The 26,621-nt window shown below is 70.6% G+C and carries 24 protein-coding genes; 11 read left to right on the top strand and 13 right to left on the bottom strand.

What is annotated here, in order from left to right:
- The first annotated feature begins 110 nt into the window (after positions 1–110).
- The gene (locus ACFY1E_RS10865; RefSeq protein ID WP_389073910.1) at positions 111–2,045 is read left to right on the top strand and encodes a collagenase; all 1,935 of its coding nucleotides are present in this window, start codon (positions 111–113) and stop codon (positions 2,043–2,045) included.
- Positions 2,046–2,252: 207 nt separating this feature from the next.
- Positions 2,253–2,516 carry a hypothetical protein gene (locus ACFY1E_RS10860; protein ID WP_389073907.1) on the top strand — a complete coding sequence of 88 codons (264 nt, stop codon included), beginning with the start codon at positions 2,253–2,255 and terminating at the stop codon, positions 2,514–2,516.
- Between the two features lie 372 nt (positions 2,517–2,888).
- On the opposite strand, the gene ACFY1E_RS10855 is transcribed toward ACFY1E_RS10860, so the two are convergent.
- A complete protein-coding gene (locus tag ACFY1E_RS10855) occupies positions 2,889–3,173 on the bottom strand; it encodes a hypothetical protein (protein WP_344398743.1) in 285 nt (94 codons plus the stop codon).
- 254 nt (positions 3,174–3,427) lie between these two features.
- Between ACFY1E_RS10855 and ACFY1E_RS10850 the strand changes: the two genes are divergently transcribed.
- Together ACFY1E_RS10850 and ACFY1E_RS10845 are read left to right on the top strand one after the other, a co-directional pair.
- On the top strand, positions 3,428–4,186 hold the full coding sequence (locus ACFY1E_RS10850) for an IclR family transcriptional regulator (RefSeq protein ID WP_389073905.1): 759 nt from the start codon (positions 3,428–3,430) through the stop codon (positions 4,184–4,186).
- Between the two features lie 113 nt (positions 4,187–4,299).
- The gene (locus tag ACFY1E_RS10845) at positions 4,300–5,460 is read left to right on the top strand and encodes a PP2C family protein-serine/threonine phosphatase (protein WP_389073902.1); all 1,161 of its coding nucleotides are present in this window, start codon (positions 4,300–4,302) and stop codon (positions 5,458–5,460) included.
- Between the two features lie 19 nt (positions 5,461–5,479).
- Here the strand turns inward: ACFY1E_RS10845 and ACFY1E_RS10840 are convergent, their stop codons facing one another.
- The 3 genes from ACFY1E_RS10840 to ACFY1E_RS10830 form a co-directional block, all read right to left on the bottom strand.
- The gene (locus ACFY1E_RS10840) at positions 5,480–6,607 is read right to left on the bottom strand and encodes a Gfo/Idh/MocA family protein (protein WP_389073900.1); all 1,128 of its coding nucleotides are present in this window, start codon (positions 6,605–6,607) and stop codon (positions 5,480–5,482) included.
- Positions 6,577–7,287, bottom strand: coding sequence for a ThuA domain-containing protein (locus ACFY1E_RS10835; protein WP_389073897.1), 711 nt, complete (start codon positions 7,285–7,287; stop codon positions 6,577–6,579). Before ACFY1E_RS10835 ends, ACFY1E_RS10840 begins: the two co-directional genes overlap by 31 nt.
- 112 nt (positions 7,288–7,399) lie before the next feature.
- Complete coding sequence (locus tag ACFY1E_RS10830; protein ID WP_389073895.1) at positions 7,400–8,263, bottom strand: class I SAM-dependent methyltransferase; 864 nt, start codon at positions 8,261–8,263, stop codon at positions 7,400–7,402.
- Positions 8,264–8,337: 74 nt separating this feature from the next.
- On the opposite strand from ACFY1E_RS10830, the gene ACFY1E_RS10825 reads away from it, so the two are divergent.
- Positions 8,338–8,778, top strand: coding sequence for a helix-turn-helix domain-containing protein (locus ACFY1E_RS10825; protein WP_389073893.1), 441 nt, complete (start codon positions 8,338–8,340; stop codon positions 8,776–8,778).
- A 25-nt stretch (positions 8,779–8,803) separates the two neighbouring features.
- On the opposite strand, the gene ACFY1E_RS10820 is transcribed toward ACFY1E_RS10825, so the two are convergent.
- Positions 8,804–9,193 carry a winged helix-turn-helix transcriptional regulator gene (locus tag ACFY1E_RS10820; protein ID WP_389073890.1) on the bottom strand — a complete coding sequence of 130 codons (390 nt, stop codon included), beginning with the start codon at positions 9,191–9,193 and terminating at the stop codon, positions 8,804–8,806.
- A gap of 148 nt (positions 9,194–9,341) precedes the next feature.
- Here ACFY1E_RS10820 and ACFY1E_RS10815 point away from each other — a divergent pair, with 148 nt between their 5' ends.
- A complete protein-coding gene (locus tag ACFY1E_RS10815; RefSeq protein ID WP_389073889.1) occupies positions 9,342–10,187 on the top strand; it encodes an NAD(P)H-binding protein in 846 nt (281 codons plus the stop codon).
- A gap of 309 nt (positions 10,188–10,496) precedes the next feature.
- On the opposite strand, the gene ACFY1E_RS10810 is transcribed toward ACFY1E_RS10815, so the two are convergent.
- Positions 10,497–11,630, bottom strand: a complete 1,134-nt coding sequence (locus ACFY1E_RS10810; RefSeq protein ID WP_389074892.1) for a S1 family peptidase — start codon at positions 11,628–11,630, stop codon at positions 10,497–10,499.
- 320 nt (positions 11,631–11,950) lie between these two features.
- Between ACFY1E_RS10810 and ACFY1E_RS10805 the strand changes: the two genes are divergently transcribed.
- From ACFY1E_RS10805 to ACFY1E_RS10785, 5 genes are read left to right on the top strand one after another with little or no spacing between them, the layout of a single operon-like run.
- Positions 11,951–12,889 carry a PmoA family protein gene (locus tag ACFY1E_RS10805; protein ID WP_389073886.1) on the top strand — a complete coding sequence of 313 codons (939 nt, stop codon included), beginning with the start codon at positions 11,951–11,953 and terminating at the stop codon, positions 12,887–12,889.
- 50 nt (positions 12,890–12,939) lie between these two features.
- A complete protein-coding gene (locus tag ACFY1E_RS10800; RefSeq protein ID WP_389073884.1) occupies positions 12,940–14,223 on the top strand; it encodes an ABC transporter substrate-binding protein in 1,284 nt (427 codons plus the stop codon).
- On the top strand, positions 14,220–15,164 hold the full coding sequence (locus tag ACFY1E_RS10795) for a carbohydrate ABC transporter permease (protein WP_389073882.1): 945 nt from the start codon (positions 14,220–14,222) through the stop codon (positions 15,162–15,164). Before ACFY1E_RS10800 ends, ACFY1E_RS10795 begins: the two co-directional genes overlap by 4 nt.
- Positions 15,161–16,021 (top strand): carbohydrate ABC transporter permease, encoded by an 861-nt coding sequence (locus ACFY1E_RS10790; protein ID WP_389073880.1) that lies wholly within the window; start codon positions 15,161–15,163, stop codon positions 16,019–16,021. The genes ACFY1E_RS10795 and ACFY1E_RS10790 overlap by 4 nt, the downstream gene beginning before the upstream one ends.
- A 5-nt stretch (positions 16,022–16,026) precedes the next feature.
- Positions 16,027–16,653 (top strand): hypothetical protein, encoded by a 627-nt coding sequence (locus ACFY1E_RS10785; protein WP_389073878.1) that lies wholly within the window; start codon positions 16,027–16,029, stop codon positions 16,651–16,653.
- Here ACFY1E_RS10785 and ACFY1E_RS10780 read toward each other — a convergent pair.
- From ACFY1E_RS10780 to ACFY1E_RS10750, 7 genes are all read right to left on the bottom strand, one after another.
- Positions 16,583–18,139 (bottom strand): metallophosphoesterase, encoded by a 1,557-nt coding sequence (locus tag ACFY1E_RS10780; RefSeq protein ID WP_389074890.1) that lies wholly within the window; start codon positions 18,137–18,139, stop codon positions 16,583–16,585. The genes ACFY1E_RS10785 and ACFY1E_RS10780 overlap by 71 nt on opposite strands.
- Before the next feature lie 127 nt (positions 18,140–18,266).
- Positions 18,267–18,695, bottom strand: coding sequence for a VOC family protein (locus ACFY1E_RS10775; RefSeq protein ID WP_389073876.1), 429 nt, complete (start codon positions 18,693–18,695; stop codon positions 18,267–18,269).
- Positions 18,696–18,760: 65 nt separating this feature from the next.
- Positions 18,761–19,606, bottom strand: a complete 846-nt coding sequence (locus tag ACFY1E_RS10770; RefSeq protein WP_389073873.1) for a helix-turn-helix domain-containing protein — start codon at positions 19,604–19,606, stop codon at positions 18,761–18,763.
- Between the two features lie 33 nt (positions 19,607–19,639).
- The gene (locus tag ACFY1E_RS10765; protein ID WP_389073871.1) at positions 19,640–21,922 is read right to left on the bottom strand and encodes a Tat pathway signal sequence domain protein; all 2,283 of its coding nucleotides are present in this window, start codon (positions 21,920–21,922) and stop codon (positions 19,640–19,642) included.
- Positions 21,923–22,034: 112 nt separating this feature from the next.
- The gene (locus ACFY1E_RS10760) at positions 22,035–22,703 is read right to left on the bottom strand and encodes a class I SAM-dependent methyltransferase (protein WP_389073869.1); all 669 of its coding nucleotides are present in this window, start codon (positions 22,701–22,703) and stop codon (positions 22,035–22,037) included.
- 63 nt (positions 22,704–22,766) lie between these two features.
- Entirely contained in the window at positions 22,767–25,148 is a 2,382-nt protein-coding gene (locus ACFY1E_RS10755; RefSeq protein WP_389073867.1) for an ATP-binding cassette domain-containing protein, read from the bottom strand.
- Positions 25,149–25,203: 55 nt separating this feature from the next.
- On the bottom strand, positions 25,204–26,466 hold the full coding sequence (locus ACFY1E_RS10750; RefSeq protein ID WP_389073864.1) for an MFS transporter: 1,263 nt from the start codon (positions 26,464–26,466) through the stop codon (positions 25,204–25,206).
- Positions 26,467–26,621 lie beyond the last annotated feature (155 nt).

Genomic DNA, 26,621 nt, shown 5'->3' with positions numbered 1-26,621 from the left:
CGCACAGTGCTATGTCACATTCCATTGTTGGGGGCAGTCGGCGCTGAGATGGTGCCTCACGCGCCTCAACACCCTTATCGAGGCGCATCCCTCCGCAGAGGAGTACAGAGATGCGCTACCTCTTCGCGCTGCCCAGACGCGCCGCCGTCACCCTCGCCGTCTGCACGACCCTCGCAGGCATGCTGTCGGTGCCGGCGCTCGCGGCACCCCCCGCCCGGCAAGGCGCCACCCCCACGACACTGGTCCGGAAGACGCCGCCGCCGACCGGCTCGACCGCCACCGCGGCCGAGCAGCCGGCCGTGCAGGCCCGCCCGCTCGCCACGGCCCAACTGCCCCCGTTGAAGCCGACCGGACCGAAACCCAAACCGAAGCCGGTCTCGTGCACCCCGGACGACTTCGCAAGCAGGACCGGTTCAGCGCTCGTCACCTTCGTCGAAGCCTCGGCCACGGGCTGCGTGAACACCCTGTTCGCAGTGACCGGCACCGAAGCCCGCGACATCTTCCGTCAGTCCCAGATGGTCACCGTGGCGAAGGCCTTCGGACGAGAGGCGCAAAGGTATCGGGGCGACAACTCCTCCGGAGTGTGGCAGCTCGTCCTGTTCCTGAGGGCCGGCTACTACGTCCAGTTCAACCACCCGTCCGACGTCGGCCCGTACGGCGCACCCCTGGCCCAGGCCACCACCCGCGGCCTGGACGCCTTCTTCGCCAACCGGCACTCCCGCGACGTCACCGCGGCGAACGGAGACGTGCTGGGCGAGGCCGTCGTCCTCACCGACAGCGCCGACCAGCAGGCCCACTACCTGAAGACCTATCGGCGCCTGCTCAACGCCTACGACAGCTCCTATGACGCGGTCCCGAGCATGATCACCGCCGTCAACGACGTCTACACCCCGCTCTGGCGCGGCAACTGGAACCCGGACTACGTCAACGCGGTGACCGCCGACCCGGGCATCGCGCGGACCCTGCACGGTTTCGCGCTCAAGCACCTCGACCTGCTCGGCACCGACCGCGCCTACCTCGACTCCAACGCAGGGATGAACGTCGCCCGTTACGTCGAACACACCGCGCTGCGCGCCACGGTCCAGCCGCTGGCCAAGGACCTGCTGAACGCCTCGAAGATCACCGGTCCCACGGCCGGGCTGTGGGTCGCGGTGGCGACCCAGGCCGACTACTACAACCGCCCCGACTGCTCCTACTACGACATCTGCAACCTGTCCGCCCGGCTCACCGACGCGGCCCTGCCCCTCATCCACACCTGCGACGCGACCCACACCGTCCGGGCCCAGGCGCTCACCTCCGCCGAACTCGACGCCGTATGCGCCGACCTCGACGCCCAGGACCCGTACTTCCACGATCTCGTCAAGGACGACGGCCCCATACCGGGCCAGTACCTGTCGAACGTGCAGCTCGTCGTCTTCGCCAGCCGCGCGGACTACCAGACCTACGCCGGGGCGATCTACGGCGTCAGCACCGACAACGGCGGCATCACGCTGACCGGAGATCCGGCCGACCCCGCCGACCAGCCGCTCTCGATCATGTACCAGAAGCCCTTTGACGACGGCTTCACGGCCCGCGTCTGGAACCTCAACCACGAGTACACGCACCTCCTGGACGCCCGCTTCGACATGAAGGGCGACTTCACCCGGCAGACGTCGGTGCCGGACGTCTGGTGGATCGAGGGCCTGGCGGAATACGTCTCCTACGGCTACCGAGGCATCACCGACGAGCAGGCCGTCGGCGAGGCGGGCAAGCACACCTACCGGCTGAGCACGCTGTTCCAGAACACCTATGCGAACAGCGACGTGATCCGCACCTACCCGTGGGGGTATCTCGCGGTCCGCTACATGTTCGAGAACCACCCGGCGGACATCCAGCGCATGCTCACCCGCTTCAGGGTCGGCGACTACACGGGCGGATACGCCGTCTACGACTCCGACATCGGTACCCGCTACGACGCCGACTTCGACCAGTGGCTCACGGCATGCGCCGCCGGCGCCTGCTCCGACACGCCCGCCCCCGGAAGGCGTAGCGCGTCGGTGTGGTAGTCCGGACGGGGCGGAGGCCAGTGCTGGGGCGCGAGCGGCGTGCTGAACGCGAAACCGAGGGCGTGACGCCGGACTCCTGCGGATGCGCCGCGGGCCGAAATGGAGTATTGGACGCGCCCAAGATCCCAAATTACTACTTAGTGCATGTATATGCTCACACTAAGTAGTCAATCCAGGGCTTTGCGCCCAGGTGAGAAAGGGTCAACCATGCGCAGGTTTCAGCGCGCTGCGGTCGTAGCCGTAGCGGTGGCGGGGCTGTCCGTTCTCGGTGTCGGTGTCGGCTTCGCCGACGACGCCGACGGGCCGCGGCAGGCCACCGAAGTCACCCCGCAGTGGCACTTTGCGCCGGCGGTGAGTTCCAAGAAGGCGACGCCGGAGCAGGCACCCAGATACACGGTGCCGGAGTTGGATCTCAATCGGTTCCTCGATGCGTTCGTCGCCCCGGTTTCCAAGGATGCGAGCGACAAGTAGCCAGGCGCCAAGGGGACGAGCGGCTCCGTAGCCCGCACCCCGGTCGGCCCACATCTGTCAGAGCAGCAAAGGCAGCCCGGACGCGCAGACACCCTCAGGGTGCGCGCCCGGGCTTTTGCCGTTTCCGCCACCGCCCCCTCCATCGCCCCCTCCAAGGCGGCACACGTTCCGTCGCCCGGGGTCCGTGATTGGAAAGACCTCTCCAGCCAGGGCAGGGAAAACAATCACCTGTATTCACGAATGCTGGACCGGGGCGGGTTCCCGATCCGGTATTTCGGCTTTCCGGGATACCGGCGGACGGCCGGCTTTTCCGTGCATGCGAAAACCCCGGTGCCCCGGCTTGTGGCCGGGGCACCGGGGTGAGCTTTTGTGTTACTTACCGCCGACGCTGTTGTTGCAGCCCATGGACGAGCCCAGCGAGGTCGACTGTGCGCCCTCGTTGCCCTCGCCGTTCAGGGCGCCGCCCAGCAGGCCGTTGAGCAGTCCGACCTGGCCGAGGATGTCCAGGTTCAGGTCGTGTGACCTGCAGGTGGTGCTCTGCAGGACGGTGCTGCCGCCGCCCTTTCCGCCGTCGTCGTGGGCCTGAGCGGTGCCGGCACCCAGAAGTCCGACGCTGACGGCGGCGACCAGGACGGCAGCCTTGCGAAGCTGGTGCATGTCATCTCCGGTGGAGTGAAGTGGATGCGACCTGCGATAGATCGACTTCGTGCAGTTGTGGAGGTTAATAAGAAATATCCCCGGAACATCCGGCGGCGCGCCGAATTCGGGGAATGACTCACTACCCTGGTCGATGGCCCGGAAAATAGGCCTTGTGAGTGAGGCACCGCGTAAGCAGATATTGAGGCCTGCCAACTTGGCCGACTGCCGGGCGAGTTGTTGCGCGCCCTGTGCAGCTGGCGCACGCTGGTCACATGGGTGAGCACGACGGCCCCACGCTGATCACTTCCGTCCAGCGGGCCTTCCGGCTGCTGGAGGCGGCGAGCGCGCACGAGAACGGCGCGCCGGCGAAACAGCTGGCACGGGAGACGGGCCTGCCCCTGGCCACCGCCTATCACCTGCTGCGGACGCTGGTCCACGACGGATACCTGCGGAAGCTGGGCGACGGCGGGTTCGTGCTCGGCGACAGACTGCAGACCCTGCAGACCACGGGCCGTGGACAGGCACTGCTCAGCCGGGTCCGCCCCACGCTCGCCGCACTGCGGGACGAGTTCGCGACCGCCGCCTATCTCACCTTCTACGAGGACGGCGAGATCCGCGTCGCCGAGATCGTCGACAGCGCCCGCGCACCCCGCGTCGACTTGTGGGTCGGGTTCGAGGATGCGGGGCACGCCACCGCGCTGGGCAAGTCCGTGCTGCGGGAACTGGACGAGGAGGCCCGCAAGGACTACCTGTCCCGCCATCACCTCGCCGACCTCACTCCCCGGACGATCACCAGCCGCCCGGAGCTGCTCCGCAGGCTGGACACCTCACCCGTGGCCCCGGCCGTCACGGACCTGGAGGAGTACAGCCTCGGCACGGTCTGTGTCGCCGTCCCCGTCTACAGCGGCGACACCCTCGGCTCGCTCGGCGTCTCGATGCCGGCGGAGCGGCTCTCCCGGCTGCCGGAGATCCGGGCGCGGCTGCTCCCGACGGCAGACCGCGTGACGAGGAGCCTGTCGCTCACTATCTGAAAAACCTCTGCTTGTGACGGCCGGTCCTCGCCCCGTTTCCTGGATGAAACCGACATTTCAGTGGCGGGCTCCAGGACCGACGGCCCCACACAGATGAGGACTGCAGACAGAAGATGAGTCAGGCCCGAGACCATGGCGGCGGACACTGGCCCATACGGTCGCTCAGACGCGCCGTCGCGCAGCTGGCCGCGGGGGCGCCCGTCCTGCCCGTGCTGATCGTCTCCGTGATCGTGCTCGCCGACCTGGCCGGCGGAGCCGGGGTCACCTGGCTGCCGATGCTCGCGGCCGGGCCCGCCCTGGCCGCCACCACCAACGGCCCGCGCGGTGTCCTGTGCGTCGGCACCCTCGCCGCGGCGCTGGGCGGCTCGCTCGGCACCCGCAACGGTGTCCCGGGCAGCGAGCTGGCGGCCGTACTGTCCGCCCTGGCGGCCGTCACCCTGGCGAGCGGTCTGGCCAGCGCACTGCGCGGACGCCGCGAACGCGTGCTCGCCGCCGTCCGTTCGGTCGCGGAGACCGCCCAGCATGCGCTGCTCACGCCCGTCCCGGCGACCGTCGGCCCCTTCCAGGTGGCCGTCCGCTACAGTGCCGCCGCGGCCGAGGCCCGTATCGGCGGCGATCTCTACGCGCTGATCCCCACCCCGTACGGGGTACGGCTGATCGTCGGCGACGTGCGCGGCAAGGGGCTGCCGGCCGTGGGAACCGCCGCGCTGGTGCTCGGGATCTTCCGGGAGGCCGCCTACGACGAGCCCGATCTCCTGGCCGTCGTCGACAGGATCGAACGGAGCCTCGCCCGCAACCTCGGCAGCGACGACTTCGTCACCGCCGTGGTCGCCGGATACCCGAGGGCCGGGCAGCTGGAGGTGGTGAACTGCGGACACGCGCCCCCGCTGCTGGTGCGCGGGGACGGCAGCGTCACGGCGGTGGAGTCCGCGCACCCGGCCCCGCCCCTCGGGCTGCGCGCGCTCACCGATCACGCCCCTCGGCTCCAGGTGCTGCCCTTCGCCGAAAGGGACCAGCTGCTGCTCTACACCGACGGCGTCACCGAGGCCCGCGACCGCGGCCGCGCGTTCTATCCGCTCGACGAGGGGCTGGCCCGCCATGTGTCCGACGACCCGGCCCGCACCCTCGGCGCGCTCCACGACGAACTGCTGGCCCATGTCGGCGGCCGTCTCCACGACGACGCCGCGCTGCTCCTGATCCGTAAACCTGCCCTCGCCGAGCTCGTCGCCGACGCGGAGCCCGGCGGCAGGGACCTGGCCTCCGAGGCCGCGTGACGGGAAGGTGCTGCCGGTTTCACCGTGCGGCGGTTCGGCCGGCGGTCGGTTCTCTCCATGTCTCGGCGGCCGTGAGGGGAACCAGGGCCGGCGGCAGCACCGAGGTCGTCAGCTCGATGCGGCGTCCCTCGGCCGACGAGCGCAGGAGGGCGGTCATCGTCTCCAGCACGTGCAGGGCGAGATCGCCGCTCGCGCGGGGCGCCCGCCGCCCGTCGGCGCTGAGGAAGTCGAGCAGACCGAGGCCGCGTGCGCCGTCGACGTAACCCGCCGACGGCGGGAGTGTGCGCCACTGCGTGCCGCCGAGTTCGAAGAGACGCACCTCGCCGTCGAAGTGGTTGGGATCCGGCACCGTCAGCGTGCCGGTCTCGCCGTGGACCTCTATCGGGGCGGCCGTGGTGGCCACGCCGTCGAAGCTCGTCGTGATCGTGGTCAGGGCACCGCCCACGTGCTCCAGCACACCGGAGACATGACTGTCCACCTCGACCGGAATCCGTTCGCCCGCGCGCGGGCCGGAACCGATCACGCGCTCGGTGCGCAGCCGGCCGACCGCGCCGATCACGGCACGCACCGGACCCAGCAGATGAACCAGGGACGCGAGATAGTACGGCCCCATGTCGAGCAGGGGGCCGCCACCGGCGGTGTAGTAGAAGTCGGGGTGGGGGTGCCAGCGCTCGTGTCCGGGAGTCACCATGACGGCCGAGGCGAACTGGGGGCGCCCGATGCTCCCCGCCTCCAGGGCCGACCGCGCCGTCTGTACTCCGGTGCCCAGGACGGTGTCCGGTGCGCATCCCACGCCGACCCCCGCCTTCTCGGCGGCTGCCATGACGGCCTGGGCGTCGGCGAGGGTGGCGGCCAGCGGCTTCTCCCCGTAGACGTTCTTGCCGCGGGCGATCGCGCCCAGGGCTATCTCGGCGTGGGCGGCAGGGACGGTCAGATTGAGCACCGTGTCCACGTCCGGGCTGCTCAGCAACTCCTCGACGGTCAGCGCCCGGGCGTCGGGCAGCTCGGCGGCCACCGCGGCCGACCGCGTGGGGTCGAGGTCGGCGACCGCGGTGACGCGTACGGCGGGATGGCCGAGGAGCGTGTCCAGATAGGCACGGGAGATGACGCCGAGACCTACGACGCCGATGCGGTGCGCGTCGCCCACAGCATGCCCCTCTCGATGACGGTACGGACGTTCGGGTTCTCCAGTACGTCCAGGCTGTGCCCGGGTGTCGTCACCACGATCCGCCCGGCGCCCCACTGCCGGGCCCAGATCGCCGGCGAGGTGACGGGCCGCTGCCAGGGCTGCCAGGCGCGGGCGGGGTGCGTGGTGGTGGCGAGGACGTCGATCAGGTCGTCGTGGAGCACCCAGTACTGCTCGGTGCACAGCGCGAAGTCGTCGAGTCCTTCGGTGACGGGGTGCTTGCGGCCGAGCTCGGTGATGTCGATGGTGTGCGGCAGGAAGTTGTCCTCCGCCTCGCCCCGGCGCTCGCACGGCTCCTTGCCGGGGTGGCACGCGAACTGGCCTCCGACCAGCTGGAGATAGTCGGAGGAGGCGCGGAAGGAATCGGCGATTCCGCCGTGCCAGCCGGTGAAACCGGTGCCGGCCGCGACCGCCGCGCTCAGTCCCGACACCTGCTCGGCGCTGATCTCCGACATCGAGATGCACTGCACCACCAGGTCGGTGCGGGCCATCTCGGCGGTATCGGCGTAGACGTCGGTCGACTCCTCGACCCGGACGGTGAAACCGCTGCTTTCGAGGAAGGGCAGGAACAACTCGGTGGCCTGGACCGGCCGGTGCCCCTCCCATCCGCCTCGGACCACCAGGGCTCTCTTCGGCTGCATCCTGTTCCTTCACCCCGTCGTACGGAGTCCTCACTATGCGTCAGTCACCCGCGCCCGGCAACGGGCTGCCGGATACACGAAAGTTTCGCGGCTGCGGAGCCCTCGACCCGGGTCAGCGGGTGGCCGAGGTGACCGACGCGCGGGCTTCGACCAGCCAGCAGGCAGCGGTGAAGCGGACCTCCGTGCCGTGCACAAAGGGGTCGAACGCGGCGCGGACCGTGTCGATGACGTGTGCGCGGGTCGGCTCGTCGACCCCGTTCAGGGCCAGACCGACCGGACCGAGCCGGGTGAGGTAGTGGACCAACTCGCTCTCGGGCAGGGCACAGGACACGTCGATGGGCCGGATGTCGATCCCCCTCCAGCCGCTCTCCGTCAGGATGCGGCGGACCCGGTCCGGGTCCGCGAAGGCGAACTGGCCCGGCTCTTCCGGGCGGCGGACGGGCAGGTCGGGCAGCAGCGGTGCCGCCGCGCGTTCGGCCGTCGTCATGAACGGGTTCTCCGCAGGGCCGCGCCAGGCGATGAACTGCAGCAGGGCACCGTCCGCGGCGGCACGCCGGAGGTTCGCGAACGCCCGCACGGAGTCCTTGAAGAACATGACACCGAAGCGCGAGATGACGGCGTCGAAGGCGGCGGGCTCGAAGGCGTGGTCCTGGGCGTCACCGAGGACGAAGGACGCCGGTGTGCCCTCGCGTTCGGCACGCGCCCGGGCGGCGGCGATCACCGGTTCGGAGATGTCGACGCCCACGCTGCGGCCCGCCGCACCGAGCCGCCGCGCGACGGCCAGCGTGACGCCCCCGGTGCCGCAGCCGACATCGAGCACGCGGTGCGCGTGTCCGGCGGCCACGGCATCGACGAGCAGGTCCTCGAAGGGCTTGAACATCCCGTCCAGCACCGCCTGCAGCTCGACCCAGGCATTGCCGCCGGGCCCCTTCCAACGGGCCGCCTGATCGTCACCGCTCCCGCGCCTGACGTCCATGAACGCCTCCTCCGCTTGCCTTGGTCGGGTCGAGATGACACCGTGCCACTTCAAGTCGACTTGAGGTAAAGAGAATGACAGAGCTGGACATCGCCGAGGTGGTGCAGCGCGCCGGAGTTCCCGCCTCCACCCTGCGGTTCTACGAGGAAAAGGGGCTGATCGCCGCGAGTGGCCGGCGGGGTCTGCGCCGCCAGTACGACCCCGCCGTACTGGAGCGCCTGGCGCTGATATCGATGGGGCGCACCGCCGGGTTCTCGCTCGACGAGATCGCGCGCATGTTCGCACCGGACGGGCAGCCGCGCATCGACCGCCAGGTGCTCGCGGCCAAGGCGGAGGAGCTCGACCGCACGATCCGCGAACTGGGCGTCCTGCGCGACTCCTTGCGGCACGCCGCAGCCTGTCCCGCCCCGAGCCACATGGAGTGCCCCACTTTCCGCCGCCTCCTCAGGGCGACCGCCTCGGGGACTGCCGCCGTACCGAGGAAGCGGGCTCCGCGCTCGCCGCAGGAGCGCTGACGGATCCTGCGGGACCGACAGCCCCTCAGGCCGAATCGGCGTCGTAGTGCTGCCGGGACTGTTCGACCTTCTCGAGGTTGTCGGCGGACCATTCGGCGAGATGCGCGAAGAGCGGGGCGAGGCTGCGGCCGAGTTCGCTGATCTCGTACTCGACGCGGGGCGGGACCTCCGGATGGTAGGTGCGCACGACGAGACCGTCGCGTTCCAGCTGCCTCAGTCGCTGGGTCAGGACCTTCGGCGTGATCCTCGCGATGCGCCGCTCCAGCTCCACGAACCGCTGCCGGCCGTGCGTGTGCAGGCTCCACAGGATCGGTGTGGTCCACCGGCTGAACACGATGTCCACGACCGGACCGATCGGACACGCAACTTCCGGGTCGGTCCCGGCCGTTGCCGCCTGCATGCCTTTGACCGTCATGCGCATCCCTCCGGGATAGCCACTTTCCTCTAGGTACCTACTATATCGGCGGTGTTAGCGTCCTGGAGGCGCCCGGGGCACAGCATCCCGCGGCGTTCACGCCCGATCAGGGCATCGACAACACACCGAATCCACAGGGGAGTTGACCGTGATCGTAGTGACGGGGGCGACTGGCAACGTCGGCCGATCGCTCGTGCAGACCCTCGCAGCCGGCGGTGCGCAGGTGACCGCGACCTCCCGGAACGTATCGGCCGCGGACGCGCCCCACGGTGTCCGCCATCGAAAGGCAGACCTGACCGATCCGGAGAGCCTCCGGCCGGTGTTCGACGGCGCCGAGGCGCTGTTCCTGCAGAACGGCGGCCCCAGCGCACACCTGCTCAGCCCGGGAGACATCCTCGACGTCGCCAAGACCGCCGGGATCGAACGAGTCGTGCTGCTCTCCTCCCAAGGGGCCGCTACCCGGCCGGAGTCGGCCTCGCACGGGGGTGTCGCACGCGCCATCGAGGACGCCGTCCGGCAGTCGGGCCTGGACTGGACGATCCTGCGGCCCGGCGGCTTCAACTCCAACACCTACGCCTGGGCCGAGTCCGTGCGCACCCGACGGACGGTCGCCGCGCCGTTCGCCGACATCGGCCTGCCCACCATCGACCCGGACGACATCGCCGAGGTCGCCGCCGCGGCCCTGCGCGAGGACCGCCACGCCGGACAGACCTACGAGCTGACCGGACCCGCCCTCACCACGCCCCGCCGACAGGCCGAGGCGATCGGCGACGCGCTCGGTGAACCGGTGCGCTTCATCGAGCAGACCCGCGACGAGGCCCGCGCACAGATGCTGCAGTTCCTGCCCGAGCCCGTGGCCGACACGACCCTCGACATCCTCGGCAATCCCACACCTGCCGAGCAGCGCATCAGCCCCGACGTCGAGCAGATCCTGCACCGCGCGCCCCGCACGTTCGCCGACTGGGCGCGGAGTCATGTCGCGGCGTTCCGGTAAGCCCTTGCGGCTGCGCAAGGCGTGGGCGGGCCGCGTCGGCTGATGCGCGGTGAAGCCCGCTCAGTCGCATCGGTGGGAGCGCAGGCGGTGTGCAGGGTCAGCCTATGGGGTGGGTTGGGCCGAGCTACCTGCCGAGCAGTGCATCAGCCCCGCCGTCGAGCAGATCCTGCACCGCGCGCCCCGCACGTTCGCCGACTGGGCGCGGAGTCATGTCGCGGCGTTCCGGTAAGCCCTCGTACATGCCAAAAGACCTGTGCGGGCTTCGCCGGTTGAGTCCGGCGAAGCCCGCTCGGCCTCGGCGGCGCGGACTCAGGCAGTCTGCAGCGTCAGCCCGTACCGGTTGAGGATCTCGTTGACCGGCTGGTACCAGGTCTCGCCTCCGGAGCTGCAGTTGCCCCAGCCGCCGGAGGTGACGCCCTGCGCCTGGTCGCCGCTGATGAAGGAGCCGCCGGAGTCGCCGGGCTCGGCGCAGACGCTGGTCTTCGTCAGCTCGTGGACGGCGCCCTGGCTGTAGTTGACCGTCTCGTTCTTGGCCAGGACGGTGCCGCAGTGCCAGTGCGAGGTGGAGCCGGAGCGGCAGATCGACGCACCGACGGGGGCTTCGGCGGAACCGCGCACGAACTGGTCGGAGACGGTGCCCCAGCCGAGCACCACCGGCACGGTCCACCAGCCGCTGCCCACGTTCACCCAGGCGTAGTCGTTGTCCGGGAACGACGAGCCCTGGAAGTTGCCGACGTAGGAGCCGTCCCAGCCGTACACCGCGCCCGTGTGCTGGTCGCAGTGCCCGGCGGTGACGAAGCCGCCGTACACCGAGAAACCTATGGAGCAGCGGACGTTGCCGGTGTAGTACGGGTCGCCGCCCACGGTGCCGGCGGCGAAGGTCCGCGGCGCGTCGGCGGTCTGCCGCACCGTGACCGGGCCGGAATGGCGGGCCTGGGCCAGGAAGGCGCGGACATCGTTGTCACGACGGTGTGCGGCGACGACGTCCACGACGACCTTGTTGGTCTTGGCGTCGACGTACCAACTGCTGATGCCTGTGGGCGCGGAGTGTGCGTCGATGCGTGCCTTCGCCGCGTCCAGTTGCCGCGCGCTGTGCCGCACCAGGCGTACGGTCGCGCCGGTCGCGCGCACGGCTTCGGTGTTCGCGCCACGGGTGACAGCGACGGTCAGCTTGCCGCTGGCGGCGTCGAACCAGGAGCCGCCGTACGACGACCCGGCGGCACGCCTCGCCTCCCGTTCCACGGCCGCCGCCGTCTTCTCGGCGGCCAGACGCGCCTCGGCCTGCCCCCTCGTCAGGCCCAGGTCGTGCTGCATGGCGGAGAGCAGTGAGGCGGAGGCCGGCGGTTCGGGGGTGCGTGAGGGGGAGTCGGCGGCAGAGGCCGGCACGGCACTCGCGGTGGCCCAACTGCCGAGCAGGAGAAGTGCGGACAGTGCGGTGCGCATGGCTGTTGTGCGTCTCAAGGGAGTGGCCCCTTCGTTGTTCCAGCAGGGTGGGGTGGAACAGCAGAACGTTGAGAGCGCTCTCACTTCATGCGCGGCAGAGCCTAGCGGGGGCTCGAGGGGAGGTCCATACCAATCCCCGAGCGAGATGGAGGCGCGACGAGCTCGAGCACCTCGGGCCTGTTCGCTCGTGCGGACTCCCATCACTGCACGGGGGGTTGTCCTGACATTCCCCCGCACCTAAGGTCACCTTCGGGCGCAAGCGCTTTCTGCAACAGGCCAGGCATGGCGACCACCCCCACACTGCGCCCCGAGGAGTGCGCATGAGCATTCGCGTCAGTCACGCGTACGGCGACCACATCGCGGTCGCGGCGCTGGACGGCACCGAGATCCTCCGCTACGTCTACCGTCCCGACCCCGATGCCTTCGAGGCGCGCAAGCCCTACGCGCACCCGGTGCGCACCCTCGCCGGACGCACCGTGACCGGCTACCGCCCCAGCGACCACCGCTGGCACAAGGGCCTGCAGATGACGGCCAGTCACCTGTCCGGGCAGAACTTCTGGGGCGGCAACTGCTATGTCCACGGCCGTGGTTATCTGCCGCTGCCCGACCGCATCGGCTCGATGCGCCACGACGGCTTCCGCGCGTTCACCGTCGAGGACGACCGGCTCGCCTTCACGGAGGCCCTCACCTGGGTGGAGAACGGCGGTGCCGAGTGGGCGCGCGAGGAGCGCGGGCTCACCGTCCACTCCGTCGACCAGGAGGCCGGAGCCTGGGCCCTGGACTGGTCGATCCACCTCACCAACCTCCGTGAGGAGCCCCTGGCCTTCGGCTCGCCCACCACCGAGGGCCGCGAGATGGCCGGCTACACCGGACTGCAGTGGCGCGGCCCCCGCGACTTCACCGGCGGCACCGCCTTCGGCCCCGACCTCGACGGGGGAGCGGGTTCGGACGCGGGCAAGCTGATGGGCACCCAGGGCCCCTGGCTGGCCTTCACCACCGAGCACGACGACGTCGACGCGCACTCCACCCTCGTCTTCGTCCACGCACCCGAGAACCTCGACGGGCGGTCCGCGATCCACGACTCGCACTGGTTCGTGCGCTCGGAACCGATCCCCACGGTCGCGTTCTCCTGGGCGTTCTTCGAGGAGTTCGCGCTGCCGTCCGGCGAGTCCTTCGCCTACCGCTATCGGCTCGTCGTCGCCGACGGCGCCTGGGACCGCGACCGGGTCGCCGGCCACCTGGCCGGTCTGGCGTGGTGACCGACCTGTCGTGAGAGCAAGCAGCTGTGAGGAAAAGAGGTGACCTCGGCATGCCCGGACACAGGACAAAGGGGTTCTGCGCAGCGGCCGCCGCACTCGTGCTCAGTGCGGTGCTGGCCGGCTGCGGGGGATCCGGGGAGTCGGCCGGCGGCGGCAAGGTCGTGCTGCGTTACACGTGGTGGGGCAACCCCGACCGCGCGGCACGCACCGAACAGGCCGTCGCCCTGTTCGAGAAACAGCATCCGAACGTGCGGGTGCAGACGTCGTTCTCCGGCTACGACGCCTACAAGCAGAAGCTCGCCATCCAGGCCACGGGCGGCGACGCACCCGATGTGATGCAGCTCGACTACCGCCAGATCGACCAGTACGCCTCCGGCCATGTCCTGCTCGACCTCGGCAAGGTCAAGGACGTCCTGCGCACGGCCGAGATCGACCCGGGCCTGCTGGCCACCGGACGGGTGAACGGCACCCAGTACGCCATTCCGCAGGGCCGCGGCACCGAGACCGTCGTCTACGACGTGAAGGCGTGGAAGGCGTCCGGGGTGCCCCTCCCGCGCAAGGGCTGGACCTGGAGCCAATGGGCCGACAGCGTACGGGAGTTGGCCAGGAAGACCGGCAGGCCCGGCTCCACCGACCCGGGCCAGAGCGAGGACGCCTTCGAGGTGTGGCTGCGCGGCCAGGGCAAGGCCCTGTACACCAAGTCCGGCGGCCTCGGCTTCACCGCCGGCGACCTCGCCCGCTGGTGGACCTTCACCGACCGGCTGCGCCGGGAGGGCGCCGTCTCCCCGGCCGAACAGACCACCCAGCTCGACGGCTCTGTTGAGAACACCCCGCTCGGCCGCGGAAAGGCCACCGCCGACTTCAACTGGGACGCCCCGTCCAGCGGTTACCTCGCACTCGTCAAGGGCGGCGTCGCGCTCGCACCGATGCCCTCGGGGGAGGACGGCACGCCCGGACAGTACTTCAAGCCGTCCATGTTCCTCGGCATAGGAGCCCACACCGGCCACCGCAAGGAGGCCGCCGCACTCGTCGACTTCCTCCTCAACGACCAGCAGGCGGCGAAGATCCTCGGCGCGACCCGCGGCATCCCCGTCAACGAGACCATCCGCGAGCAGACGGCCTCACAGCTCAAGGACTTCGACAAGACGGTCGCCGACTTCCAGTCCTCCCTGGAGGGCTCACTCAAGGACCCGCCGCAGGCCCCGCCCTCCGGCGACAACGCCCTGCAGACCACCTTCCAGCGCGACTACGACCAGGTGTCGTACGAGCGCATGTCGCCGCGCCGGGCGGCCGAGAACTATGTCACCGAGGCGAAGGCGGAGCTGAGGTCATGACCACCACCGACATCCCCGCACCCACCGCACGCCCGCCCCGGCCCGCACCCACAGCCGAACGCCGCCCCAAGCGCGAACGCGAGGGCGCCGCCTGGGTGTTCCTGTCCCCGTGGGTGCTCGGAGCAAGTGTCCTCACGCTGCTGCCGATGGCCGTGTCGCTGTATCTCTCCTTCACCGACTACGACCTGTTCAGCCCGCCGCACTGGGTGGGCCTGCGGAACTACACGCAGATGTTCACCGAGGACCCGCGGTACTGGCGGTCGGTCGTCACGACCCTGACGTACGTCGTGATCGCGGTCCCCCTGCAACTGGCGCTCGCCCTCCTGGTCGCGCTCGCCCTCAAGACCATGAAGCGCGGCAAGGGCTTCTACCGCTCCGCCTTCTACGCCCCCTCGCTGCTCGGCGCGTCCATGTCCATCGCCCTCGTCTGGCGCGCGGTCTTCAACGACGGCGGCACCGTGGACCACCTCCTCGGCACCGGCGGCTGGGTCAACAAGCCCGGCTGGGCGCTGCTCGCCGTAGCGCTGCTGACGGTGTGGCAGTTCGGTGCGCCGATGGTCATCTTCCTGGCCGGGCTGCAGCAGATACCGGCCGAGCTGTACGAGGCGGCGGCCGTGGACGGGGCGGGCAGGTGGCGGCAGTTCCGGTCCGTCACCGTGCCGATGCTGTCCCCGGTGCTCTTCTTCAACCTGGTGCTGCAGACCATCCAGGCGTTCCAGGTGTTCACGCCCGCCTTCGCGGTCAGCGGCGGCAAGGGCGGCCCCGCGGACTCCACCCTCGTCTACACCCTCTACCTCTACGACCGCGGGTTCGTCGCCTCCCACATGGGCTACGCCTCCGCCATGGCCTGGGTGCTGCTGCTCGTCATCGGCGCCGTCACCGCGGTGCTGTTCCGCACCTCGCGCTCCTGGGTCTTCTACGCCTCCGAGGGGGAGCGATGACCACAACCGCCGTAGCCCGAAATCCTGTTCGCCGGGGCCGCATCGCCGTGCACCTCGGCTGTCTGGCCGCACTGCTGGTCATGCTCTACCCGCTGGCCTGGCTCCTCGCCACCTCCCTGAAACCGGCCGACGAGGTCATCGCGAGCCTCAACCTCCTGCCCAGCCATCTGGAATGGTCGAACTACAAGACCGCCCTGGACGGCGTGAACGACGTGTCCGTCTGGCGGCTGCTCGGCAACTCGCTGCTGATCGCGGGCGGTGCGGTCGTCGGCAACGTCGTCAGCTGCTCCCTTGCGGCCTATGCCTTCGCCCGGCTGCGTTTCCGCTTCCGCGGGCCGATGTTCGCCTTCATGATCGCGACGATCATGCTGCCGCACCATGCGGTGCTGATCCCGCAGTACATCATCTTCAACAAGCTCGGCATGGTGAACACGCACTGGCCGCTGATCCTGCCGAAGTTCCTCGCCACGGAGGCGTTCTTCGTCTTCCTGATCGTGCAGTTCATGCGCGGACTGCCGAGGGAGCTGGAGGAGGCGGCGCGCATCGACGGCTGCGGGCCGTTCCGCAGCTTCTTCCAGGTGATCCTGCCGCTGACGCGCCCCGCGCTGATCACCACGGCGATCTTCACCTTCATCTGGACCTGGAACGACTTCTTCACCCAGCTGATCTACCTCTTCGACCCGGACAAGTTCACGCTCACGCTTGCGCTGCGCTCGTTCGTGGACGCCTCCAGCCAGTCGGCTTTCGGGCCCATGTTCGCGATGTCGGTGATCGCGCTGCTGCCGATCGTGCTGTTCTTCCTCGCCTTCCAGCGGTTCCTGGTGGAGGGCATGGCCGGCTCCGGACTGAAGGGGTGAGCGGGGTGAGCGATGCGCGGACGCGCGAGCCGGGCGAGGTCTTCGGGCCGCGCATGACCCTGTTCGCCGACATGCTGAGCGTCGGCCTCGCCACGGCGGCGGCCTGCCTGCCGCTGCTGACCGCCCCGGCAGCACTGTCGACGGCCTGCGCGGTCCTGCGGGGCGCACGGGAGGACCAGCCCGTCACCGCCGGTCGCTACGTCGCTCTGCTGCGGCGGCGCCTGCGGGCGGGCGACCTTGCCGCAGGCGCCGCCGCGCTGGCGGGTGCGCTGCTGTTCGCCGCGGACCTGGCGCTCGCGGGGGCGGGACTGCCGGGCGGGCCGCTGTTCGCGGTGACCGCGGCCGTGATCGGCGCCTGCGCCGCCGTGGTCGCCCTCAGGGCCTGCGCCCGCCCCGCGTCCTTGGACGACTGGCCGACCGCCCTGCGTGAGGCCGCCCGGGACGCGGTACGGGACCTGGGCGGCAGCGGCCTGGTGCTCCTCGCCCTGGCGACGGCCGCCGTGTGCGCCTCGGTGCTGGTGCCGCTGGCGTTTCTGGCGCCGGGGCCGCTGGCGCTGGCGCTCACGGCTGTGGATGTGCGGCGTACACCTCGGGCCGGCGCTGGGCGGGGATCGCCGCTGTCGGGCGGGTGATGCCGGACAGATCGCGGGCGGTCATGCTGTTGCGGTCGGTGACCGAGCGGCCGAGGGCGTGGTGCGGCCACAGTCCCGCGGCCACCCGGCGGCTGCGCTCGGTCCATTCACGGGCCGCGGCGCTGCTCGCCTTGTAGTGGTTCACGGCGTACCCGCCCGAGTGGATCCGCAGCAGACAGAACCCGCCGGGATAGTCCTTGACCGCGCTGACCTCCTGCATCGTGACATGCGGGGCCTGCGGCAGCACCGTGCGCTTGTTGCGGTGGGTGTGGCCCGCGTGATGGAGGAAGACGCCGGGTGCGCTCGCATAGGCGTCGAGGATGGAGCGGGCCTGACGGCGGCCGAGGCGCTGCCCTCCGGTCACCGGGAAGACGGAGTCCCGCACGGCCAGCGGATGGTGTCCGAACACCACCGTGGGCTGGTCCCCATTCTCCCTCAACTTGGCCCGGAACCAGGCCAGTTGCTCGGCGCCGAGGCCGCCCGAGTCGGCGCCGTTCCCGTCCTTCTCGTAGGTGTCGAGTCCGACGATCCGCAGTCCGCCGAGGTCGCGCGCCAAGTACGCGGGCCCGTCGCCGTCGAGGAAGCCGTCCCGGAAGGAGTCCCCGCAACCGCCGTCACATGAGCGGCAGTTGCCGTGCCCGGGCCGGTCATGGTTGCCGCGTACCACGAAGTAGTCCTGACCGTGGGCGCCGAAACCGTCCAGGATCTGCTTGGCCTCGGCCAGGTCCTCGGCCGCCCCGCCGGCCGAGATGTCCCCGGCCGCCAGCAGCACGTCCGCCCCGCGCCGGCGGGCCTCCTCGACCACGGCCCGGCTCATGATCTCGGGATACGGCGCGCGGCCGTGTTCCTGCCTGATCCCCCGCATCAGAGGCATGCCGGTCACCAGGCCGGCGGTGGTCTCACCCAGGTGCAGATCGTTGCAGAGCGCGATCGACAGCAGATGCCGCCCCGGCGGCGGCTGCGGCGTGGTGAAGGAGTACGGGCCTCCGGCCGAGCCCAGCCCGTGGCGGTTGGTGCCGACGGCGTTGCCGCGCACGAGATGCAGCGGCGTCGGCGTCGCCGATACGCCCCGTGAGCGGGCCTGGTAGTAGTACGTCTGCCCGGGCTCCAGGTCCGTGAGCTCCACGTAGTGGTGCGCCACCGGACCGTCCTCCGCCGCGACCCGGGTGAGGCGGCCGGGATGGGTGCCGTAGACGACCTCGCCCTCGGTGACCGCCGGGAGCATGTGGCCGAAGCCGTCGTCGGTGCCGGGCACCCCGGTGTACCAGGTGATGACGGCGCGGTCCTCGGTCAGGGTGACCAGTTCCAGATGGACGGCGGCCAGTCCGTCGCGGTGGCTGTGCCTGTTCCTGCCCGCCGGGCCGCGCAGGGCATCGGCGGCGGTCCGCAGCAGGGCAGGGGTGAGAAGGGCGCCGGAACGCAGGATCTGACAGGGGTCCGGCAGGGCCGAGAGAGCGGCGAGGGGAGCGGACAGGCAGCAGCGCATGCCCCAGTGTGCCCATCCGCAGTGAACGGCGGCAGTGATGTGGATGCCGGGGCGGCGGCCGGAGGGCGACAAATCCCAGGTCGGCCCCCTGCGACCGGTCCGGGTGAGAATGCTCACCTCATCATGATCAGCGCGGTTCGCCCCGATATGTCCCGAAGTACCATCGGTTGCCTTCGGGGTCGCGGGCGGCGAAGTCGCGGGAGCCGTAGTCGGTGACGTGAAGATCCGTGGTGATCTCGGCGCCGGCGGCCTTGGCGCGCGCGTGGACGGCGTCCGGGTCGGCGGTGACGACGTAGGCGCCGAAGGCACCGGGCGGCGTCGGGCCGGTGCCCGGCTCCTTTTCCTCGCGCACGGAGCCCAGCATGATGCCGCCACCCTCGGGCCAGCTGAGCTGGGCGTGCTGTACCAGGTCGCCCTCTGCGTAGACCACGGTCTCCTCGAAGCCGAAGGCCTCGACGAGGAAGCGGATCAGCGCGCGGGCGTCGTGGGCGCGCAGAGTGGGCCAGACCTGCGGGGCGGGCGGCTGCTTGGCGGTGTCGGGCGTACTGGTCGTCATGGCGGTGTGCCTCCGTTTCGCGGGAGCCGGGAGCCTGCCGGGGTGCCCGGCCGCTCTCACCAGGGTCACGCGGGCGGATGGTGCCCGGCTTGGATGTTTCGGAACTCCTGAGCCAGCCAGGCGCTCGGTGTGCAGGAGGCCAGGGCGGCGAACTCGCGGTCGAGGTGGGACTGGTCCGCGTAGCCGCAGTCGGCGGCCAGCCTCGCGAGGTCGGGCAGGCCCGGGCGGGCTGCCAGACGGCGTCGTGCCAGGTCGAAGCGGATGACCCGGGCGGCAGCCTTGGGAGTGAGGCCGATGTCGGCGCGGAAGCGGTTGCGCAGATGCCGCTCGCTGAAGCCGGAGTCGGCGGCCAACTTGTCGATGCGCAGGCGACCGCCGGCGGCCAGCAACCGCTGCCAGGCGTCGGCCACCGGGGTGATCGTTTCCGCACCGTCGCCTCGGGACATGCGGTGCAGCAGCCAGTGGTCGAGGACGGCGAACCGGGCGGCCCAGTCCGGAGCCTCCCGCACCCTGTCGTGGACCTCGCGCATGCCCGCCCCCAGCACGTCGTCGGCGTGGACGTCGGTCCCGGCCAGCTCTCCCGCGGGCAGCCCCAGCAGGACGCGCGCGCCGAGCGGGCTGATCGCGACCTGGATGCCGGACTGCCGTCCGGGGATGTCGATCAGCGCGGGCGTCAGGTGCAGGCCGCCCAGCAGGGTGGGGTAGTCGCCGGGGGCGGCGCCCGGATCGGGATGGGCGGCCATGCTGAGCGGCTCGTCCAGGGTGATGATCAAGGTCAGCCACGGGGAGGGCAGCCCCCGGTGCCGACCGTGCGGGATGCCGCGCTGACGGTAGCCGGAGTACCAGCCCACCAGTCCGCGCAGCGGCGGCGCAGGCGCCGCCCGCACCGCCTCGTCCACCGGCTCACCCATGCGGTCATTGTCCTGCGCCGGGCGCGGACGGCGCTACGGAAGCCCCCACGCCGCACCGGGCTCGGTCACCGCCACCGGCGCGATGACGAGATCGGGCCGGTCGCCGGTGTACAGCAGGACCTCACGGCCCTTGGGGAGGTCGATCGCGAGGGTGCCCTCGGCGGTGGTGCGGGTGTGCGCCGGGCGGCCGTCGTCGAGGACGGCGGTCAGCCGGCCGTCGGGCAGCCCGTGGCGCAGTTCCAGCGGCTCGCCCGCCAGGCTGCGCACGCGCACGAAGCGGGTGATCCCCTCGGTGCGGACCGCGCTGACCAGGAAGGCGCCCTGGGCGCGGAAGTCGTGCAGGGTGACGTCCGGCCAGGAGGACGGGACGGCGGGGAAGACCCGTACGACACCGCCCCAGCTCTGGCACAGCATGTCGTGCAGGGACTGCGAGGCCGACAGCGGCGTCTCGATCACCGGACCGGCCTCGGTGTAGTGGGTGTTGGCCCGGCACGGATAGCGGGTGGTGGGGTCGAAGAACTTCTTCAGGTACGTCAGCGCCGTGTCGCCGCGGCCCATCATCGCGTACATCGACGCGGCGCCCGTGTAGCTGTAGCCGCGGTGCGCGCCGGTCAGCGCGTGCCATCGCACCACCGTCTTCTCGATCAGCTCCCGCTGCTCCGGCTGGTCCCAGTTGACGAGGTAGAGCGGATAGACCATCAGCAGATGCGAGTAGTGGCGGTGGGACTGGGCGTACGGTGTCTCCGCGCCGATCATGAAGCCGTTCTCGTCGACCGGATACGGGGTCAGTCTGGCCAGGATCTCCTGCCAGCGCTGCTTCAGCGGGTCGTCGATCCCGAGTCGTGCGGTCGCGTCCAGGAGTGTGGTGCAGCCCCAGCGGATCAGCGCCAGGTCGTAGTTGGTGTCCCGTGGGGGGACCACCGGGTACTCGGGCGAGAGTGTCGAGGGCAGGTGGAGCCTGCCGTCGTCGCCGGGCTGGAGGAAGTGCCCGTAGTAGTTGATGGTGCGGCGCAGCAGCGGGTAGATGGTGTCGCGCAGCAGGGCCTCGTCCATGGTGTGCCGGTAGCTCAGCCACGCGTTGTGCAACGCCCAGGTCAGGTCGCCCACTTCGGCGCCGGCGCCGGGCATGCCGACACTGCGGTCGGCGAACATGTCGGAGCTGCGGCCGATGCCGGCACTGTCCGGGCGGTAGGCGGAGGGCACATTGGCGACCAGCTGCTCCTGGCTCTGCCTCAACGTGCTGACGAGCGAGTCGAGTTCGAGATGGTTGGAGCCGTGGATGAGCCAGTACTCGAGCTGGACGTTGAGGTTCCACCACACGGCCGGCCAGGGCGTCGCTTCCAGCCACGGCCCGGAGGTGGCCATCACGGGGCCGCCCGCGCGGCTCGCCGACGCGACCTTGTACAGCTGGATCCAGTGGAAGCTCTGCAGCCGCTGGTCGGGGATCGAGACGAAGCTCTTGCGGTAGAACGCGTGCCACCAGCGGGTGTGCTGGGAGCGGAGCTTGCCGTAGGAACCGGCGCGCTGGATCTTCCTGAGCGAGACCTCCCCGGCCCTGGTGTCGGAGGGGTGGCTGTGGGCCACGCTGAGCAGGAGGGTGTCGCCGGAGCGGCGGTGCGCCGTCGCGGTCTGGCCGCCGCCGGCGAGCGGCTGCAGGACCTGTTCGACATCGCCGGTGGTCTGTGTGGTCCAGGGCGGGTTGGCGACGTATCCGGCCGGTGGCGCCTCCTGGATCTTGCGGGGGCTGATGGCCTCCTCGGGGTGGAAGGTCCAGCGGACCTGCTCCTCGCCGTCGGCCGTCACGTGTGCGGCGAGTATCCCGTCGTGGATGAGCGCGGAGAGTGTCAGGGTGCCCTTGTCCGTGCTGACCGTGCCGGTGAGCTCGGCGTTCCACAGGCTCAGCCGCCAGTCGACGGAGGTGATGGTGCCGGCCGGGTCCAGGGTCAGATGCCCCACGGGCAGCCGGGCGGTGCCCCAGCCGCTGCCGAACTCCGGCCGGTGGTCCTGCACTTCGCCGTGCTGCACGGTGAAACGGATGCTGTTCGCGTCCGGCTCCCGGTACACCATGCTGCCCAGGCGCCCGTCGCCGAGGAACGGGCCCTCGTACCAGACCGTGGGCAGCCGGTGCCACACCAGATCCTGCCCCCGCAGGAATCCGGCCCAGGCGCCGTCGGAGTCCATCCGGTTGCGAAGTTGCCAGCGGCCGTCGGCCGCGGAGGCATCCGGGGGAGCGGTGGCGGCAGCGGCGACGCCGGGTAAGGCGGCGGCCGTCGTGGCGCCGAGGGCTGAGCCGAGCACGGTTCGTCTAGAGGTCATTGCGGGGTGCCTCCACGATGCGAACGGACGGTTCTGACGGTTCGATTCATCGGATCTATTTTTCGGAGGAGCGTAGGACTTGCGCGCAGTAGGCGTCAACGTTCTCAACCAATCAGGAATTGATCCGATGTACGGTGTCGTTCGCGGGCTCTGCGACGGCGATGAACCGGCCCGCCACCGGCCGGATGCGAACCGACCACCCCAGCGCGGTGAGGTCGCGCGTCAGCGTCCGGGGATCGTGGAAGACCTTCACTATGCGGTACTCGCTGCCGTCGTCGAGCCGACGCACCGCCGCCGGGACGGGATGATCCGCGAGGACGACCTCCGTCGCGGCCTCGGCGGGCCCGTCGTCGATGAAGATCACTTTGCCGCCGGGAGCGAGCGCTTCGGCGACGGTGCTCCAGAAGCGGGGCAACCGCGCCGGCGGGACATGCGAGAGCCAGAAGGAGAAGAACACGGTGTCGTAGCGCCGCGGCGGCCGCCACGCGAACAGGTCGGCCTCGACGAACTCGACCGTGGGGGCGTCGGTGCGCGCACGGGCGAGGGCCAGCGTTTCGGCCGCCGCGTCGACGGCCGTCACCGAGCGCGCCCGCGTGGCGAGCAGCCGGGTCCACTGGCCCGTTCCGCAGGCCAGTTCCAGCACATCTCCCGTGATCGGCAGAGTGTCGACGGAGGCCAGCAGGTCCTGCAGGTCTGCGAGCTGCGCATAGGGCCGGTCGTATTCGGCCGCGCCGGCCCGGTAGTAGGCCAACTGTTCGGCCAGCAGTGCGTCGTCATCCATACCGCCACGGTCGGCCCTGCCCCTTGGGCAGGGTCAAGGCCGACCGGACATGTGGCGCCGCGGTCAGGCGCCGACGTACTGCGCGAGGTGCTCGCCGGTGAGGGTGGAGCGGGCCGCGACCAGGTCGGCCGGGGTGCCCTCGAAGACGATGCGGCCGCCGTCGTGGCCGGCGCCGGGGCCGAGGTCGATGATCCAGTCGGCGTGCGCCATGACCGCCTGGTGGTGCTCGATGACGATCACGGACTTGCCGGAGTCCACCAACCGGTCCAGCAGACCGAGGAGTTGCTCGACGTCGGCGAGATGGAGGCCGGTGGTCGGCTCGTCGAGGACGTAGACACCGCCCTTCTCGCCCATGTGCGTGGCCAGCTTCAGGCGCTGGCGCTCACCGCCGGAGAGCGTGGTGAGCGGCTGGCCGAGGGTGAGATAGCCGAGCCCGACGTCCGCGAGACGCTCCAGCACCTTGTGCGCGGCCGGGGTGCGGGCCTCGCCCTCGGCGAAGAACTCCAGGGCCTCGGAAACCGGCATCGCGAGCACCTCGGAGATGTCCCGGCCGCCGAGCCGGTATTCGAGGACCGAGGCGTCGAACCGCTTGCCCTCGCAGTCCTCGCAGGTGCTGGCGACCCCGGCCATCATGCCCAGGTCGGTGTAGATGACGCCCGCGCCGTTGCACGTCGGGCAGGCGCCCTCGGAGTTGGCGCTGAACAGCGCGGGCTTGACGCCGTTGGCCTTGGCGAACGCCTTGCGGATCGGTTCGAGCAGACCGGTGTACGTCGCCGGGTTGCTGCGCCGCGAACCCCGGATCGGGCTCTGGTCGACCGAGACGACCCCGAGCTCGGCGGGGATCGACCCGTGCACGAGCGAACTCTTGCCGGACCCCGCGACACCGGTGATCACGGCGAGCACGCCGAGCGGGATGTCCACGTCGACGTCGCGCAGGTTGTTCGCCGTGGCGCCGCGGATCTCCAGCGTGCCGGTGGACCTGCGCACCCCGTCCTTGAGCTTCGAGCGGTCGTCGAGGTGGCGTCCGGTGACGGTGTCGCTGCCGCGCAGCCCGTCGAGCGGGCCCTCGTAGCAGACGGTGCCGCCCGCCGTGCCGGCGCCGGGGCCGAGGTCGACCACGTGGTCCGCGATCGCGATGACCTCCGGTTTGTGCTCCACGACGAGTACCGTGTTGCCCTTGTCCCGCAGCCGTAGCAGCAGGCCGTTCATCCGCTGGATGTCGTGCGGGTGCAGGCCCGCGGTCGGCTCGTCGAAGACGTACGTGACGTCGGTGAGGGAGGAGCCGAGGTGGCGGATCATCTTCACGCGCTGCGCCTCACCACCGGAGAGCGTGCCGGCTGGCCGGTTCAGCGAGAGGTAGCCGAGACCGATCTCGACGAACGAGTCGAGGGTCTGCTGCAGCGAGGTGAGCAGCGGCGCCACCGACGGCTCCGCGAGTCCACGCACCCAGTCGGCCAGGTCCCTGATCTCCATCGCGCAGGCGTCCGCGATCGAGATCTTCTTGATCTTCGAGGACCGGGCGTGCTCGGCGAGCCGGGTTCCCTCGCACTCGGGACAGACGGTGAAGGTGACCGCACGCTCCACGAAGGCCCGCACGTGCGGCTGCATCGCCTCCTTGTCCTTGGACAGCATCGACTTCTGCAGGCGCGGGATCAGACCCTCGTAGGTCATGTTGATGCCCGCGATCTTCATCCGGGTCGGCTCCCGGTGCAGCAGGTCGTGCAGCTCCTTCTTGCTGAACCTGCTGATCGGCTTGTCCGGGTCGAAGAAGCCGGACTCCGCGTACAGCCGGGAGTTCCAGCCGCCGCCGGTGTAGCCGGGGATGGTGAACGCACCCTCGTTGATCGACTTGCTGTCGTCGTAGAGCTGGGTCAGGTCCAGGTCGGATACCGAGCCGCGGCCCTCGCAGCGCGGGCACATGCCGCCCACCTTGTTGAAGGTGACCTTCTGCTTGGCGCCGCCGCCCACGGAGATGGCACCGGCCGCGGAGACCGAGGGGACGTTGAAGGCGAACGCCCCGGGCGGGCCCACGTAGGGCTTGCCGAGCCGGCTGAACAGGATCCGCAGCATCGCGTTGGCGTCGGTGGCGGTGCCGACCGTGGAGCGCGGGTCGGCGCCCATCCGCTGCTGGTCGACGCTGATCGCGGTGGTCAGACCGTCCAGGACGTCGACCTCGGGCCGCGACAGGCTGGGCATGAAGCCCTGCACGAAGGCACTGTAGGTCTCGTTGATCAGGCGCTGCGACTCCGCGGCGATCGTGTCGAAGACCAGCGAGCTCTTGCCCGAACCGGAGACCCCCGTGAACACCGTCAGCCGGCGCTTCGGGATCTCGATGCTGACGTCCTTGAGGTTGTTCTCGCGCGCACCGTGCACGCGGATCATGTCGTGGCTGTCTGCGGCGTGCAGCGCGGGCACCTGCGCGTTCGTCCTCTTCGCCGTGGTCATCGTCTCTCCATGGGTCGGTCCGGGCGGGCGCGGGAGTCGTCGTTCTGCGGTCACGTTAGCCGCGGCTCACCAGGGCGCGCTTCTCGATTCCTGATCGGTTCCTGCGCCGGGCGAGGAGCAGGACGCACGCGAGCGCGCCGAGCGCCACGGTGGCGAGCCCCGAGCCCCCGAGCGTCGCGCGCGGGCCCAGCGCCGTGGTGAGCGGTCCGCCGAGCACCGTGCCCAGCGGCGACGCGGTGAGGAGCACCGCGCTGCGGGCTGCGAGCATCGCCGCCAGGTGCTGCGGGGGCGACTCGGCCTGCATCAGCGTCACCGACAGCGCCACGAACGGGCCGTAGATCGCTCCGCCGAGGGTGAAGCACGCGACGGTGACGGCCGTCGGCGCACCGGTCCCGAACGGCACCAGTACGAGCCCCCAGGCCGTCACGATGCCGACCGTCACGGGCCACAGCGGCAGCCGCTGCAGCGCGCCGACCGCCAGCGAGCCGAGTACCGCGCCGCAGCCGAACAGCATCCAGTACAGGCCGAGCAGCGTGCCGGGTGCGTGCAGGTCCTCGGTCACATGCAGCGGCAGGGCGACCTCGACCGGGCCGTACAGGAAGCTGAAGAACCAGGTGAGCGCCAGCAGCCCGAGCAGCTCGGGACGGGACCGCAGCAGCGCAAGCCCGCCGCGGGCGGCCGTCCCGTCGACGGGGGAGACCTGCCCCGACTCCGGCACACGGGTGCGTACGACGAGCACGGCGAGGAACACATAGGTGAGGGCGTCCAGGCCGAGTACGAGCGGCGGGCTCCCGTAGGTGACCAGCATTCCGGCGAGGGCGGGCCCGGCGATCGTGGCGGCGAAGTCGAGCGAGCCGACGAGGGTGTTCGCGGCGAGCCGCTGCTCGTCCGGGAGCAGTTCGGCGAGCAGGGTGTACTTGCCCGCACTGCCCCAGGCGTGCAGCAGTGACGAGACGGCGAGCAGCACGACGTACAGCGATGGCGTGAGCAGCCCGGCGAACCAGGCGAGCGGTACGGCGCCGAGGAACACACCACGCACCACGCTGTCGGCGATCAGCAGCCGCCTGGCCGGCACCCGGCGCAGCCTGCGGCCGAGCACAAGCGCGCCGAGCACGCCCGGCAGGGTGTACGCGGCGACCGCGCCACCGACCCACAGCCCCGCCCCGGTCTGCGGCGCGAGCTCGATGGCGAGCCATGCCACCGCCACGAAGCTCATGCCGTCGCCGAGGCAGGAGACCGCGAAGCCGAGGAACAGCCGCCGGAACAGCCGGTGGGCCAGGACCGGCCGGTACGTGGAGGGAACGAGGTGTCGGATCACCCCGATCACGCTAGGTGTGGGCGAGGGCGCGGCGCTTCTCGATTCCTGATCGCTCTGTACGGGGGTTCCCGGCGAGCGACCGTCGGCGTCCACGCGTACCCCTGGTCGTACCCTCATCCGTCCGGGGCAGGGCGGAACAGCGCCGACAGGGAGAC

The organism is Streptomyces sp. NPDC001604, from assembly GCF_042893475.1.
GTDB lineage: Bacteria > Actinomycetota > Actinomycetes > Streptomycetales > Streptomycetaceae > Streptomyces.
This window is presented reverse-complemented; position numbering and strand designations above follow the sequence as displayed.

Excerpts from the sequence above, each read along its gene's own strand:
- ACFY1E_RS10865 (WP_389073910.1), top strand. The coding sequence starts at position 111 with ATGCGCTACCTCTTCGCGCTGCCCAGACGCGCCGCCGTCACCCTCGCC.
- ACFY1E_RS10860 (WP_389073907.1), top strand. The coding sequence starts at position 2,253 with ATGCGCAGGTTTCAGCGCGCTGCGGTCGTAGCCGTAGCGGTGGCGGGG.
- ACFY1E_RS10855 (WP_344398743.1), bottom strand. The coding sequence starts at position 3,173 with ATGCACCAGCTTCGCAAGGCTGCCGTCCTGGTCGCCGCCGTCAGCGTC.
- ACFY1E_RS10850 (WP_389073905.1), top strand. The coding sequence starts at position 3,428 with ATGGGTGAGCACGACGGCCCCACGCTGATCACTTCCGTCCAGCGGGCC.
- ACFY1E_RS10845 (WP_389073902.1), top strand. The coding sequence starts at position 4,300 with ATGAGTCAGGCCCGAGACCATGGCGGCGGACACTGGCCCATACGGTCG.
- ACFY1E_RS10835 (WP_389073897.1), bottom strand. The coding sequence starts at position 7,287 with ATGCAGCCGAAGAGAGCCCTGGTGGTCCGAGGCGGATGGGAGGGGCAC.
- ACFY1E_RS10830 (WP_389073895.1), bottom strand. The coding sequence starts at position 8,263 with ATGGACGTCAGGCGCGGGAGCGGTGACGATCAGGCGGCCCGTTGGAAG.
- ACFY1E_RS10825 (WP_389073893.1), top strand. The coding sequence starts at position 8,338 with ATGACAGAGCTGGACATCGCCGAGGTGGTGCAGCGCGCCGGAGTTCCC.
- ACFY1E_RS10820 (WP_389073890.1), bottom strand. The coding sequence starts at position 9,193 with ATGACGGTCAAAGGCATGCAGGCGGCAACGGCCGGGACCGACCCGGAA.
- ACFY1E_RS10810 (WP_389074892.1), bottom strand. The coding sequence starts at position 11,630 with ATGCGCACCGCACTGTCCGCACTTCTCCTGCTCGGCAGTTGGGCCACC.
- ACFY1E_RS10805 (WP_389073886.1), top strand. The coding sequence starts at position 11,951 with ATGAGCATTCGCGTCAGTCACGCGTACGGCGACCACATCGCGGTCGCG.
- ACFY1E_RS10800 (WP_389073884.1), top strand. The coding sequence starts at position 12,940 with ATGCCCGGACACAGGACAAAGGGGTTCTGCGCAGCGGCCGCCGCACTC.
- ACFY1E_RS10795 (WP_389073882.1), top strand. The coding sequence starts at position 14,220 with ATGACCACCACCGACATCCCCGCACCCACCGCACGCCCGCCCCGGCCC.
- ACFY1E_RS10790 (WP_389073880.1), top strand. The coding sequence starts at position 15,161 with ATGACCACAACCGCCGTAGCCCGAAATCCTGTTCGCCGGGGCCGCATC.
- ACFY1E_RS10780 (WP_389074890.1), bottom strand. The coding sequence starts at position 18,139 with ATGCGCTGCTGCCTGTCCGCTCCCCTCGCCGCTCTCTCGGCCCTGCCG.
- ACFY1E_RS10775 (WP_389073876.1), bottom strand. The coding sequence starts at position 18,695 with ATGACGACCAGTACGCCCGACACCGCCAAGCAGCCGCCCGCCCCGCAG.
- ACFY1E_RS10770 (WP_389073873.1), bottom strand. The coding sequence starts at position 19,606 with ATGGGTGAGCCGGTGGACGAGGCGGTGCGGGCGGCGCCTGCGCCGCCG.
- ACFY1E_RS10765 (WP_389073871.1), bottom strand. The coding sequence starts at position 21,922 with ATGACCTCTAGACGAACCGTGCTCGGCTCAGCCCTCGGCGCCACGACG.
- ACFY1E_RS10760 (WP_389073869.1), bottom strand. The coding sequence starts at position 22,703 with ATGGATGACGACGCACTGCTGGCCGAACAGTTGGCCTACTACCGGGCC.
- ACFY1E_RS10755 (WP_389073867.1), bottom strand. The coding sequence starts at position 25,148 with ATGACCACGGCGAAGAGGACGAACGCGCAGGTGCCCGCGCTGCACGCC.